Source organism: Acrocarpospora sp. B8E8, assembly GCF_039871605.1.
Classification (GTDB): Bacteria; Actinomycetota; Actinomycetes; order Streptosporangiales; family Streptosporangiaceae; genus Acrocarpospora; species Acrocarpospora macrocephala.
In genome coordinates this window covers 64925-77242 of record NZ_JBDPLV010000047.1, presented here as the reverse complement: position 1 = coordinate 77242, position 12318 = coordinate 64925, and the positions used below count along the sequence as shown (strand labels likewise).

Annotated in this window: 12 protein-coding genes; 2 read left to right on the top strand and 10 right to left on the bottom strand. The window is 68.3% G+C overall.

The features are described from left to right. Window positions 1-2: 2 nt before the first annotated feature. The 5 genes from ABGB08_RS35650 to ABGB08_RS35630 form a co-directional block, all read right to left on the bottom strand. Window positions 3-971, bottom strand: coding sequence for an ABC transporter permease (locus tag ABGB08_RS35650; RefSeq protein WP_347599770.1), 969 nt, complete (start codon window positions 969-971; stop codon window positions 3-5). Further along, a complete protein-coding gene (locus ABGB08_RS35645) occupies window positions 968-2437 on the bottom strand; it encodes a sugar ABC transporter ATP-binding protein (protein WP_347599767.1) in 1470 nt (489 codons plus the stop codon). Before ABGB08_RS35645 ends, ABGB08_RS35650 begins: the two co-directional genes overlap by 4 nt. Next, complete coding sequence (locus tag ABGB08_RS35640; protein ID WP_347599764.1) at window positions 2434-3822, bottom strand: aldehyde dehydrogenase family protein; 1389 nt, start codon at window positions 3820-3822, stop codon at window positions 2434-2436. Before ABGB08_RS35640 ends, ABGB08_RS35645 begins: the two co-directional genes overlap by 4 nt. 17 nt (window positions 3823-3839) lie before the next feature. Then, a complete protein-coding gene (locus ABGB08_RS35635) occupies window positions 3840-4622 on the bottom strand; it encodes an IclR family transcriptional regulator (RefSeq protein ID WP_347599761.1) in 783 nt (260 codons plus the stop codon). A 247-nt stretch (window positions 4623-4869) separates the two neighbouring features. Beyond that, entirely contained in the window at window positions 4870-6183 is a 1314-nt protein-coding gene (locus ABGB08_RS35630) for a SidA/IucD/PvdA family monooxygenase (RefSeq protein WP_347599758.1), read from the bottom strand. Window positions 6184-6269: 86 nt separating this feature from the next. Here ABGB08_RS35630 and ABGB08_RS35625 point away from each other — a divergent pair, with 86 nt between their 5' ends. After that, on the top strand, window positions 6270-7211 hold the full coding sequence (locus ABGB08_RS35625) for a methionyl-tRNA formyltransferase (protein ID WP_347599755.1): 942 nt from the start codon (window positions 6270-6272) through the stop codon (window positions 7209-7211). Here the strand turns inward: ABGB08_RS35625 and ABGB08_RS35620 are convergent. Beyond that, window positions 7174-7599, bottom strand: coding sequence for a VOC family protein (locus ABGB08_RS35620; RefSeq protein ID WP_347599752.1), 426 nt, complete (start codon window positions 7597-7599; stop codon window positions 7174-7176). The genes ABGB08_RS35625 and ABGB08_RS35620 overlap by 38 nt on opposite strands. A gap of 143 nt (window positions 7600-7742) precedes the next feature. Here ABGB08_RS35620 and ABGB08_RS35615 point away from each other — a divergent pair, with 143 nt between their 5' ends. Next, window positions 7743-8207, top strand: a complete 465-nt coding sequence (locus ABGB08_RS35615; RefSeq protein ID WP_347599749.1) for a nuclear transport factor 2 family protein — start codon at window positions 7743-7745, stop codon at window positions 8205-8207. A 10-nt stretch (window positions 8208-8217) separates the two neighbouring features. Here the strand turns inward: ABGB08_RS35615 and ABGB08_RS35610 are convergent, their stop codons facing one another. From ABGB08_RS35610 to ABGB08_RS35595, 4 genes are all read right to left on the bottom strand, one after another. Then, on the bottom strand, window positions 8218-8808 hold the full coding sequence (locus ABGB08_RS35610) for an RICIN domain-containing protein (protein ID WP_347599746.1): 591 nt from the start codon (window positions 8806-8808) through the stop codon (window positions 8218-8220). A 352-nt stretch (window positions 8809-9160) separates the two neighbouring features. Beyond that, on the bottom strand, window positions 9161-9994 hold the full coding sequence (locus ABGB08_RS35605; RefSeq protein ID WP_347599743.1) for an ABC transporter ATP-binding protein: 834 nt from the start codon (window positions 9992-9994) through the stop codon (window positions 9161-9163). Between the two features lie 5 nt (window positions 9995-9999). Further along, window positions 10000-11013 carry an iron chelate uptake ABC transporter family permease subunit gene (locus ABGB08_RS35600; RefSeq protein ID WP_347599818.1) on the bottom strand — a complete coding sequence of 338 codons (1014 nt, stop codon included), beginning with the start codon at window positions 11011-11013 and terminating at the stop codon, window positions 10000-10002. Between the two features lie 146 nt (window positions 11014-11159). Then, complete coding sequence (locus ABGB08_RS35595) at window positions 11160-12206, bottom strand: iron chelate uptake ABC transporter family permease subunit (protein ID WP_347599740.1); 1047 nt, start codon at window positions 12204-12206, stop codon at window positions 11160-11162. Window positions 12207-12318 lie beyond the last annotated feature (112 nt).

Genomic DNA, 12318 nt, shown 5'->3' with positions numbered 1-12318 from the left:
GGTCAGCCGCGCACCCGGTTGGTGCGCTGGACGAGGATGACGGCGATGATGATCAACCCCTTGAGCACTTGCTGCCAGAAGCTCTGGACGCCGTACAGGTTGAGCAGGTTGTTGATCAGGACCAGCACGAGGACGCCGCCGAAGGTCGCGCGGGTGGAACCGCGCCCGCCGGCCAGGCTGGCGCCGCCGATCACGCACGCGGCGATGGCGTCCAGTTCGAACGCCACCCCCACGCTCGGCTGGGCGATGCCGACGCGGCTGGCCAGGATGACCCCGGCCAGGCCGGCGCAGGCGCCGCTGATCGTGTACGCGAGCGTCACGTGCCGCGGCACGTTGATGCCCGCGAGCCGGACCGTCTCGGCGTTGCCACCGATCGCCACGATGGAACGCCCCGCCGGGGTCCGGGTCAGGAAGACCCCGCCGGCAGCGAAGACGGCCAGCATGATGAGCGTGCTGACCGGGATGGGACCGGCCATCGCCGAGCCGAGGGTGAAGAACGCCGGGTCCTCCGGCGCGATCGGCACCTCGGAGTAGACGAAGGCGAGGCCGCGGATGGTGGTGAGCGAGGCCAGCGTGACCACGAAGGCGGCCAGCCCGAACCGGGACACCAGGACGCCGTTGATCAGCCCGAAGCCGACGCCGGAGAGCACGCCGACGATCATGGCCACCGGGATGGGCAAGCCGGTCACCAGGCCCGCGGTGAGGATGCCGGAGAAGGCCACCATCGAGCCCACCGACAGGTCGATGCCGCCGGTGAGGATGACCACCAGCATGCCGAACGCCAGCAATCCGGTGGTGACCATCTGCTTGAGCAGGTTGGTGAGGTTGGTCTGGGTGAGGAAGGTGTCGGAGGTGAGCGCGGCCACCGCCACCAGCAGCACGATCAGCGACACGAAGGCCGCCGTGACGGTGATGTCCCGCCCGCCCACGACCAGGCGGGTCGTGCGGATTCTGGCGATGTGCCCGGTCATGCGGCCTGTCCGATCGCGTGCGCGAGGATCTCGTCCTCGGTGGTGGTCTCCGAGCGCAGGTCACCGGCCAGCCGGCCCTCGCGCATCACCAGCACCCGGTCGGTCGCGCCGAGCACCTCGGTGAGGTCGGAGGAGATGAGCAGCACGGCGAGACCCTGCCGGGCCAGGTCGTCGACCATGCGGTAGATGTCCACCCGGGTGGCCATGTCGACGCCCCGGGTGGGTTCGTCCAGGATCAGCACGCGCGGCCCGGCCAGCAGCCATTTCGCCAGTACGGCCTTCTGCTGGTTGCCGCCGCTGAGCGAGCCCGCCGGCATGGTGGCGCACCGGCCGGGCTGGATGCTCAGCCGGTCGATCATCTCGGTGACCCGGCGTCTGCGTCCGGCGGCGTCGATCAGAGGCCCGCGCCGGTTCTCGCGCATCGTGGCGAGCGCGATGTTGTCCAGCACGGTCATGCCGAGGATCAGGCCGGAACGTTTGCGGTCCTCGGTGACCAGGGCGAGTCCGGCGGCGATCGCCTCGGCGGGGGAGCGGTAAGCCCCGTTTCCCTTGGTCGCGTGTTCCGCGCCGAACACGCACCGGGCCATCTCGCTGCGACCGGAACCGACCAGGCCGAACAGCCCGACGATCTCTCCGGCGCGCAGCTCGAACGAGATGTCCTCGAACTCACCCCTCCGGGAAAGTCCGGAAATTTCGAGTCTTGTCTCGGCGGGGGGTTCGCGGCGGGCGGGGTAGATCTGTTCCAGGCGGCGGCCGGCCATCAGGCCGATCAGTTCGGAATCGCTGGTCTTCGCCGGTTCCGTGGTGGCGATGATGAGGCCGTCCTTGATGACCACGATCGAGTCGGCGAGCTCCATGACCTCGGCCAGCCGGTGCGAGACGTAGACGACCAGCACGCCGCGTTCCCGCAGGCGCCGGATCAGCGCGAACAGGGACTCCAGGTCGCTGCCCGCCAGCACCGCCGACGGTTCGTCGAGCACCAGCACCTTGACCTCACCGGCCAGCGCCTTGGCGATCTCCACCATCTGCTGCCTGGCCACCGAGAGGCGACCTGCGAGCACGCGCGGGTCGATCGCGCCGAAACCGGCGCTGTCCAGCAGTTCCTGAGCCTTCCGGTGCGCCTCCGGCCAGTCGATCAGGCCGCCGCGCCGCCGGGGGAACGCGCCCATCAGCAAGTTCTCGGTCACCGACAGGCCGCCGACGATGGACAGCTCCTGGTAGACGGTGCGGATGCCGCGCGCGTGCGCGTCGTGCGGGGAACGCAGGTCGACCCGCTCGCCGTCGATGCGCAGCTCGCCCGAGGTCATCCGCTGGGCGCCCGCCAGGATGCGGATCAGCGTGGACTTTCCCGCGCCGTTCGCGCCGACGACGGCGAGCACCTCGCCCGGCCGTCCCGTGAGATCCACGCCGTGCAGGACTTCGACGTCGCCGTAGCTTTGCCGTACGCCCCTGAGTTCGAGGCTCATCCGAACGCCTCCATGACGATGATCGACTTCTGCCGGGTGAAGTCGAGGACGGTCTCGTGCAGGCCCTCGCGGTAGCCGCCGGTGTCCTTGGTGCCGCCGAACGGGAGGTTCTCGGCGCGCAGGGCGGTGGAGCCGTTGATCACCACGCCGCCGACGTCCAGGTGCCTGGCCAGGGTGAACGCGCGGGTGATGTCGCGGGTGAAGACGGCGGCGTGCAGGCCGTACGGGGATTGGTTGGCCAGGCGGACGGCGTCCATGGGGTCGGTGAAGCGGGCCACGGGGGCGACCGGGCCGAAGATCTCCTCGGCGAAGGCGGGGCTTTCCGCGGGCACGTCGGTGAGGACGACCGGGTCGACGAACGCGCCGCGCCGGGAGCCGCCCGCGACGAGGTTGGCGCCGTCGACGATCAGGCGGTCGACGGCCGCGGCCACGCGTTCGGCGGCGTCTTCGGTGATCAGAGGGCCGACGTCGGTGGATTCCTGGAGCTGGTCGCCGACGACGAGTTTGGCCGTCTGGGCCAGCAGGGATGCCAGGAATGCGTCGTGGACGCCGTCTTGGGCGTACACGCGCTTGACCGCGCAGCAGATCTGGCCGTTGCCGCGGGCGAGGCGGCCGAGCACGACCGCCCCGGCGGCCTCCTCGGGGTCGGCGTCGTCGCAGACGATGAGCGCGTCGTTGCCGCCGAGTTCGAGGAAGACCTTCTTCAGCGTGCCGGCGGCCAGGGTGGCGATCGCGCGTCCGGCGGCGGTGCTGCCGGTGAGGCTGATCGCGGCGATGCCCGGCAGGGTGGCCAGCGACTGGGAGACCGCGATGCCACCGGTCACCAGTTGATGCGCGTGCTCCGGCAGGCCGACCGTGGCGATCAGTTCGGCGACCCTGGTCAGCGCCAGCGGGCATTTGGCCGGAGGCTGCACGACGACCGCGTTTCCGGCGGCCAGGGCGGCGGCGGCCTTGTGCGCGTACAGCTCGACCGGGTAGTTGAACGGCACCAGCGCGGCGACCACGCCGAGCGGCTCGCGAGTGGTCACGGCCAGGTGCTTCTCCAGGCCGGGTACGGCATCCAGCGGGATCTGGCGGCCGAACAACCGGGTGGCCTCGCCCGCGTACCCCCGGAAGATCCGGATCGCGGCCTCCACCTCACCCCTCGTCTGCGGGATCGGCTTGCCGTTCTCGGCCGCGAGCAGCTCGGCCAGGCCGTCCTTCTCGGCCTCGATCAGATCGGCGATCGTGAGCAGCAGTTCGGCGCGGCGGTGCGCGGGCAGGGCCGCCATCGCGCGCTGGCCCTCCTGCGCCGCCTCGACCACGGCGGCCACCTCCCGCGCGTCCAGATCCGGCACCTCGCCGAGGTGCTCTCCGGTGCCGGGGTTGAGGACGGCGATAGGCATGTGGGGACTCCTGTTGGTCATGGCCGGAGGCCGTTCTTGGCAGGGCCGTAGCCGAGGCGGTGGCTGATGTCGGCGGCCATGGTGAGGGCGCGGGGGGCCAGGCGGTGGCAGTCGTCGATGCTGAACCGGCCGGCGGGGGCGGAGACGCTGAACGCGCCGACCGGCTGACCCGCGGAGTTGCGGATCGGGAGGCCGACGCAGCGCACGCCTTCCTCGTTCTCCTCGTCGTCGATCGCGAAGCCCTGGCGGCGGATCAGCTCCAGTTCGGTGAGCAGGTCGTCGCCGGTCAGGGTGTGCGGGGTGCGGAGATCGAGGTGCCCGGACAGCACTTCCTCGATCGTCGGGGTGTCGAGCAGGGCGAGCACGGCCTTGCCCATCGCGGTGCAGTGCAGGGGGGCGCGGTTGCCGATCCGGGACACCAGGCGTACCGACTTGGCGCTCTCCACCTTGTCGATGTAGACGATCTGGTGGCCCACCGGGATGCCCAGGTGCACGGTCTCGCCGCTGAGCTCGACCAGTTCCGCGAGGTACGGCTGCGCGACCGCGCGCAGGCCGTCCTCGTCGAGGTACTGACCGGCCAGCATGATCAAGGTGACGCCGAGGCGGTAACAGCCCGCCGCGTCACGGTCCAGAACGCGCAGTTCCAGCAATGAAGTGACATATCGGTGAGCTGTGCTCACTGCCACGCCGGCCCGGGCGGCCAGGGCGCCGAGCGTGATTCCGCTCCGGCCCGCCTCGGACACGGCGGCAACTATTTCGAAAGCCTTGTCAACACTCGACGACTTTCTGCCGCTTCGCATTCGAGTTACTCGAATCTATTTTCATATCCCTGCAACATAATTGCGAGAGTTCCATCAGTGGTTGATGGTGTCAAGACTTCTGGACGCGCGGCAGTGAACGCCCTGTTGCTGTCGTGAAGCGCCGTTTAGTGGCATATTGCGTAATATGTGGCGCGAAGTGTGTGCTACTGAGAAGTAGCTTGCGTAATTTACGCTAGATTTTGCATCCTAGTTTGTCTGTTTTGCGGACTTGGAACGCGATGCCGCGCTAGTTCGCGGTGAGGCTGCGCTGGGCGAGCAGGGAGTCGCGGATTTCGCCCGCGCGGATGGCGGTGGTGGAGAGCAGCGTCGAGGTGAGGCCGTGCGAGTGTTCGGTGCCGCCCTGCAGGTAGATTCCGGCGGTGACCTGGGGGGCGACCTTGACGCGGTGATCGCGGTCCACCCGGATCGCGTCCTCGTCGTCGCGCAGGCAGAGCTTGGCGGTCTCGCCGAGCAGGGCGCCGATGTCCTGCGGGCGGTAGCCGGTGGCGTGCACCAGCAGGTCGGCGTCGAGGACCTCGTGCTCGCCGGTCGGCAGGTACTCCACGGTGACGGCGAGCCGCCCGTCCTGTTCGCGTACGTCCCGGATCCGGGAGACGTTCATCATGCGCAGGCGTTTCCGGCCGTGGACCTGCTCGCGGTACATGGTCGCGTACAGGGATTCGATCAGTTCGGAGTCGACCACCGAGTAGTTGGTGCTCCGGTGGTACTCCAGCAGGGACTGCTTCACCTCGGGCGGGGAGGTGTAGTAGACGTCCACCGCTTCCGGGTCGAAGATGCGGTTGGCGAAGGGGGTGTCGTCGGCGGGCGTGTAGCCGTACTTGGCGAAGACCGCGCAGACCTCGGCGTCGGCGAAGACGCGGTGCAGGTAATCGACCGCCTCGGCCGCGCTCTGCCCGGCGCCCAGGACGAGCGCCCGGCGGACCGGCGCGCCGGCCATCCCGGCGACCCGGGGGATCAGCTCGCTGGTGTGGCAGACCCGATCGGAGAGTACGGTTCCCGGCGGCAGGTGGGGCTCCAGACCGACCGCCACGCAGATGTTCCTGGCGCGGCGCACCACCGTGCGGCCCGGGTCGTCGGGATCGCGGCTGGTGACGTCGAACCAGCGGATCTCGCCGCCTTCGGCCCTGACCGGCTCGATCTGCAGGACCTCCGCCGAATACTCCACAACGTGCCGCATCCGGGCCGCCGCCCACTCGAAGTAGTCATGGAACTCGGCGCGTAACGGGAACAGCGTCTTCTGGTTGAGGAAGTCCACCAAACGGCCACGTTCCCGCAGGTAGCACAGGAAGCTGAAGTCGCTGGCCGGGTTCCGCATGGTGACCAGGTCCTTCGGAAACGACACCTGCATGGTCGCGTCGTCGAGCAGCATGCCCCGATGCCAGCCGAACTGCGGCTGCCGCTCCAGGAAACCGGCGGTGATCACGTCTCCGGATGTGTTGTTGTGCTCCTCGATCGCGATGGACAACGCCAGGTTGGACGGCCCGAAGCCGATCCCCAGCACGTCGTAAACAGCTTCCGGCCCGGTGCGCAGCGTGGTCACCGCGACATCGCCTCCTTCATCGCTCGTATGGTAGATAAGGTTAGCCTTACCTTGCAACAAGGTCGCGATGGAGAGGAAACCACACCATGCGGGTAGTCATGTTCGGCTATCAGACCTGGGGACACCGCACGCTGCAGGCTCTGCTGGACTCCCGGCATGAGGTGGTCCTGGCGGTCACGCATCCGCGGAGCGAGCACGCGTACGAGAAGATCTGGGATGATTCGGTGGCCGATCTGGCGGCGGAGAGCGGCGTGCCGGCGCTGCTCCGGAACCGGCCCACCGACCTGGCCGACGTGATCCGTGAGCTCGCGCCGGATCTCATCGTCGCCAACAACTGGCGTACCTGGTTACCGCCGGAGATCTTCGATCTGCCGGTGCATGGGACCCTGAACGTGCATGACTCGCTGCTGCCCGCGTATGCCGGGTTCTCGCCGCTGATCTGGGCGCTTATCAATGGGGAGAAGGAGGTCGGGGTGACGGCGCATCGGATGAACGCCGAACTCGACGCGGGTGACATTCTGGTGCAGCGGGCGGTGCCGGTCGGGCCGGGTGACACCGCGACCGATCTGTTCTTCCGTACGGTCGATCTGATCGCGCCGATCGTTCATGACGCCCTTGAACTGATCGATTCGGGCAATGCGGAATGGACTCCGCAGGATCGGAGTGCCGCCAGTTTCTTTCACAAGCGGGCGGTCGAGGACAGCCGGATCGACTGGACTTGGCCGGCCGAGGATCTGGAACGCCTCATCCGGGCACAATCCGACCCTTACCCGAACGCGTACACGTTCTGCCGGGGCGAGCGCCTGCGCATCGTCTCCGCCGCCGTCTCCCAGGCTCGGTACGGGGGGACGCCCGGCCGTATCTTCATCCGCGAGGGCGACGGCGTGGTCATTGTCGCGGGGGTCGACGCCCGCAACGGCCGGAGCCCAGGTCTTCTGGTGAAGCGCGTCAGAACGGACGACGGGACCGAACACGCCGCCATCGATTACTTCAAGACCATGGGGGGCTATCTGACCGGCCATCCGTAGGCGGGGTCTTTTTCTGGCGGACCAGGCAGAAAGGATGACTTGCTGGGTCCGCGTAGATACGCCAGCTTCGTCCAGCAGGACCTTCATCCAAGACGGTCGCGCCCCAGGACAGCACCTGCTCCTGCGCTCGATCCAGGTCCGGGACGCCGAAGTCCAGATGGAACTGCTGAGGCCGGAGCGGGTCCGGCCACTGCGGAGGCTGGTAGTCCGCCGCCCGTTGGAAGGCGATCACGAGACCGGACGGCGCGTGCAGCGTTGCCCAGTCGTCGTCGAGCGACCACCGCCGATCCGGCTGGTTGACGGCCCCGCCGAGTAGCGACTGATAGAACGTGGCGAGTTCCATCGGATTGGGGCAGTCCAGGACGACACATTCCAGCTCAGCGATCACGGCCAGATCCTAGAACGCGATGGAGCCCGGTGGGGCGTTGGAGTGGTTCTCACACCTTGGCCTGATCTTGGGGGTGCGTAGACCGATGTTGCGGAACAACGGCGTCAGCGGCGGTCGCCGCGCCTTTGTCGCTGGAGGAAGTCATGACCTCGTCGGTACGGCCGCCCTTCACCCGGGAGAGCGCGATGGAGAAGGTGCGCCTGGCTGAGGACGCCTGGAACACCCGAGACCCCGGGAAGGTGGCGCTCGGCTATACCGTCGACAGCCGGTGGCGCAACCGCGCCGAGTTCCTCAACGGCCGCGAGGAGATCATCGCCTTCCTGACCAGGAAGTGGAACAGGGAGCTGGACTACCGGCTCATCAAGGAGCTGTGGGCCTTCACCGGCAACCGCATCGCGGTCCGTTTCGCGTACGAAAGCCATGACGACTCCGGCCAGTGGTATCGCTCGTACGGCAACGAGAACTGGGAGTTCGACGACGAGGGCCTGATGGCGCACCGCTACGCCTGCATCAACGACCTTCCGATCAACGAAGCCGATCGCAAGTATCACTGGGCCATTGGCCGCCGCCCCGATGACCACCCCGGTCTGAGTGACTTGGGTCTGTGACCTGCGGCTCCTATCGGTAGGCGTCCGCCGTGGACGGCCAGGATGAGAAGAAGGGCATCTGGAAGTAGAGCTCCTCGAAGGAACCGGTCCGCTGCTGGGTCAGTACCTTGTTCTCGGCGATCGGAAGCTTGACCGCTCCATACAGGCCGCTCCACTGATTCCTCAGCGCCCAGCGGCCATCCCGATACGGGGTGGACCATTGCTGGCTCCGGGTGCCATCGCACGGGCGAAGGGCCAGATCGGTGCCGATGACGGTGGAGATGCCGTCAATGATGTCCAAACAGCCCCCGTCACGGTTCTCCAGGTAGTACGCCCCTGGACGCTGCGGCACAGGAGCGAAGAACCAGAGGCCGTGCACATTGAACGCATTGTTCGCCGACGGCATCTTCCAGAGCTTCAAGCGGATCGCGTCCGGACTGACCTTGGTGGTGACCGTGAACCGATCCCCCTTGATCATGTATCTGTACGGCGACATCGGCGGAAGCAGCACGGACGCGATGCGATCCCGGTTGCCGGTCGCCGTGGCGGGCGTGCTGCCGATGGCGGAGAGGATGGCGGCGAGGGCGAGCGCCGCCAGGGTGGCGGACATGCCGATGCGCATGGGGTGCCCCCAGTGTGATCTTCGGCGGGTCGTTCCTGCCGTGCCCGTAGTGAAGCCGGGGCGTCACCGCGCATCCACGCCAAATTACCGGTGGGGATTTCTGCTCACTTCGCTGAACCGGCGGACGTGCGCCTACCCTCCAACCGACCCTGCCACCTAGCGGTCCCCTGTCCCTTCCGGCGACAGGCGTGAAATTGGGCAGGTTGCCCAACGACGCCGGAGCTTTCTGCCTCGCGCCTCGCTGAGGTCGTTATTGCCGGTCTGAATGCCGCCGCTGCTCTTGGCGCCGCTGCGGCGAGAACCACCATCTGCGTGAACGGCGCCGGATAACGGCGAGCAACCCGACGACCTGTTATCGCGTCGCCCACCGGTGGGGGATCGGGTCGTTCTCGCCGGTGTGGTGGCGGCCGATCGGGATGATCAGAGGGGTGCCGCTGACCGGGTCTGTGGTGATCTGGCAGCGTAAGTCGAAGACCTCTTCGACCGTTTCCGGGGTGATGACGTCGGTGGGGGTGCCTTCGGTGACGATTCGGCCGGACTTCATGGCGATCACGTGGTCGGCGTAGCGGCAGGCCTGGTTGAGGTCGTGCAGGACCATGACGATGGTGCGGTTCTCGCGGCGGTTGAGGTCGGTGATCAGGTCCAGGACGTCCACCTGGTGGGCCATGTCCAGGAATGTGGTGGGCTCGTCGAGGAGGAGGACGGGCGTGCCCTGGGCGACGGCCATCGCGATCCAGGCGCGCTGCCGCTGACCGCCGGAGAGCTCGTCGACCGCGCGGTCGGCCAGGTCGGCGACGCCGGTGGCGTCCAGCGCGTCCTGGACGGCCTGCTGGTCGGCCTTCGACCACTGCCGCCACCAGGTCTGGTGCGGCGACCGGCCACGGGTGACGAGGTCGATGACCGTGATGCCCTCGGGGGCGACCGGAGCCTGCGGGAGGATGCCGAGGCGCTGGGCGAGTTCCCTGGTGGGGATGGAGTGGAGGGCCCGGCCGTCCAGCCGTACCGTGCCTTGGCGGGGGGAGAGGAGGCGGGCGAGGGCGCGCAGGAGGGTGGACTTGCCGCAGGCGTTCGCGCCGACGATGGCGGTGATCCGGCCCGGGGGGACGGCGACGTCGAGATCCTGGATGACCGGGCGGTCGTCGTAGGCCAGGTGGAGGGCGGAGGCCCGCAGGTCAGGGTCGTACATGCCGTTCAGCCTCCAGATCCCGCGCGGTTGGCGCGGATGAGCAACCAGAGCAGAACCGGCGCGCCGAGCACGCCGGTGACGATACCGACCGGCAATTCCGCGCCGGGGATCAGCCGGGCGGCCACCACGTCGGAGACCAGCACCACCAGCGCGCCGGTCAGGCCGGAGGCCAGCGTGGGCGGCCACGCCGTCCCGGCCAGCCGCTGCGCGATCTGCGGGGCGGCGAGTGCCACGAACGCGATGGGACCGGCCGCCGCAGTGCCGAAGGCGATCAGTCCGACCCCGGTCAGCATCAGCCCGAGCCGGGTCAGCTGGACCGGTGTGCCGAGCCCGGCGGCCACGTCGTCCCCGAGCTGGAGCGTACGCAACAGCCTTCCGAGCAGCAGCGCGGCCGGGATCAGGACGGCGCACGCGAGCGCGAGCGGGACGACCTGAGTCCAGTCGCGGCCGTTGAGGTTGCCGACCAGCCAGCCGACCGCGGCCTGCGCCTGGAACTGGCCGCCGCGCGCGATCAAATAGTCAGTGGCGCTGGTGCACATCCAGGACACGCCTATCCCGACCAGGATGATCCGGTAACCGGTGGTGCCGCGTTTCCAGGCGAGCAGGTAGACGATGAGGGCGGTGGCGAGCGCTCCGGCCAGGCCGATGGTCTGGATGGCCAGCCCGCCGGTCCAGCCGAGCATGATGCTGGCGACGACGGCGGTGCCGGAACCCTGGATGAGGCCGATGACGTCCGGGCTGGCCATCGGATTGCGGGCCATGGTCTGGAACAGCGCGCCGGAGATGCCGAACGCGAGGCCGACGAGCAGCCCGGCCGCCGCGCGCGGGAGCCGGAGCTCGCGGACGACGACCATGGTGCCGGGGTCGCCGTAACCCGCCAGTGCCTGGACGACCTCGGGCAGCGTGATCGGGTAGTCGCCGACGGAGAGCAGCCAGCAGAAAGCGACGAAGGTCCCGGCGGTGAGCGTCAGGCATACCGCCACCAACCGGAGCCGCAATGTTCCGGACACCGGAGGCATCGCCAGCCGGAAATGCCGCCGGTCGCCAAGGCGCTGGACACCGGGTGTCTGGGATCCGGGCGGTGCCGCCTCCAAAGTCCGAGGGCCGCGGGATCGGGTCTCGGACGCTTGGATCGGGGGATCGGCAGATGGGGGATGGGTCATGTTCAGATCTCCGCGAGGCGGCGTCGGCGGACCAGGGCGATGAAGAACGGGCCGCCTATGAAGGCGATAAGGACGCCCGCCTGGATTTCGGCGGGCCTGGCGAGCGTCCGGCCGAGGATGTCGGCGGCCAGGAGCAGGCAGGGAGCGAGCATCGCGGACAGCGGCAGCAGCCAGCGGTGATCAGGTCCGAGCCCGGCCTGCTGTGCCAGCACGCGGGCCACATGGGGAACGACCAGCCCAATGAACACCACCGGTCCGATCACGGCCACCGCCGCGCCGGTGAGCAGCATGATCGCGATCACGCCCTGCACGCGGATCAGGCCCACCTTGCGCCCCAGCGAGACGGCCACATCGTCCCCTAGCGCCAGACTGTTGAGCGCGGGCGCGCAGGCCAGGGCGAGGACTGTCCCGGCGATGACGAACGGCAGGATCTCCCCGACAACGTCCCCGGTTTGCCCGGCGAGTGAACCCGCCGACCAGAACCGGTAACGGTTGAGCGCCTCCGGGTCGACCAGCACGATCGCGTTCGTGATCGAGAAGAGCAGTGAGGTGACGGCGATCCCCGCGAGGGCGAGCTTCACCGGCGTCAGCCCCGACCGGCCCAATCCGGCCAGCGAGTAGACGATGACACTCGCGATCAGCGCTCCGGCCAGGGCGAACCAGATGAAACCCAGGAGGGAGCCGATCCCCAGCAGGGCGACCGAGCCGACTATCGCGAACGACGCCCCCGCGGTCACGCCCAGCAGGCCGGGGTCGGCGAGTGGGTTGCGGGTGAGCGCCTGCATGAGCGCCCCCGACAACCCGAGCGCGACGCCCGCCGTGAGGCCGAGCAGGGTGCGCGGCACCCGGACCGACCAGATCACGTTCTCCACGGTCCGATCGCCCGGAGCCCCGAGCAATGCCTGAACGACCTGGTCAACGGGCACGCTGAGAGCCCCGAGCGCGAGCGAGAGCAAGCAGAGCACGAGGAGAGACATGCCCAGGCCCACTACTAACAGGGCCGGGCCAAGCCCCTTGTACCGAGTCAACCGAGTCGTCTCCACCTTCATGATTTTAGGTTAGGCACGCCTTATTTCTATGCTTAGGGACTTCCCATCCACTTAGGTAATGCTTACCTTAGTACGCGGCATGGATCCGGGCCTGATTGGGGCCTGTTCGTAC

Bases quoted from the DNA above. Each gene is read 5' to 3' on its own strand.
- ABGB08_RS35615 (WP_347599749.1), top strand. From the start codon at position 7,743: ATGACCTCGTCGGTACGGCCGCCCTTCACCCGGGAGAGCGCGATGGAG.
- ABGB08_RS35610 (WP_347599746.1), bottom strand. From the start codon at position 8,808: ATGCGCATCGGCATGTCCGCCACCCTGGCGGCGCTCGCCCTCGCCGCC.
- ABGB08_RS35600 (WP_347599818.1), bottom strand. From the start codon at position 11,013: ATGCCTCCGGTGTCCGGAACATTGCGGCTCCGGTTGGTGGCGGTATGC.
- ABGB08_RS35640 (WP_347599764.1), bottom strand. From the start codon at position 3,822: ATGCCTATCGCCGTCCTCAACCCCGGCACCGGAGAGCACCTCGGCGAG.
- ABGB08_RS35645 (WP_347599767.1), bottom strand. From the start codon at position 2,437: ATGAGCCTCGAACTCAGGGGCGTACGGCAAAGCTACGGCGACGTCGAA.
- ABGB08_RS35650 (WP_347599770.1), bottom strand. From the start codon at position 971: ATGACCGGGCACATCGCCAGAATCCGCACGACCCGCCTGGTCGTGGGC.
- ABGB08_RS35595 (WP_347599740.1), bottom strand. From the start codon at position 12,206: ATGAAGGTGGAGACGACTCGGTTGACTCGGTACAAGGGGCTTGGCCCG.
- ABGB08_RS35605 (WP_347599743.1), bottom strand. From the start codon at position 9,994: ATGTACGACCCTGACCTGCGGGCCTCCGCCCTCCACCTGGCCTACGAC.
- ABGB08_RS35635 (WP_347599761.1), bottom strand. From the start codon at position 4,622: ATGCGAAGCGGCAGAAAGTCGTCGAGTGTTGACAAGGCTTTCGAAATA.
- ABGB08_RS35625 (WP_347599755.1), top strand. From the start codon at position 6,270: ATGCGGGTAGTCATGTTCGGCTATCAGACCTGGGGACACCGCACGCTG.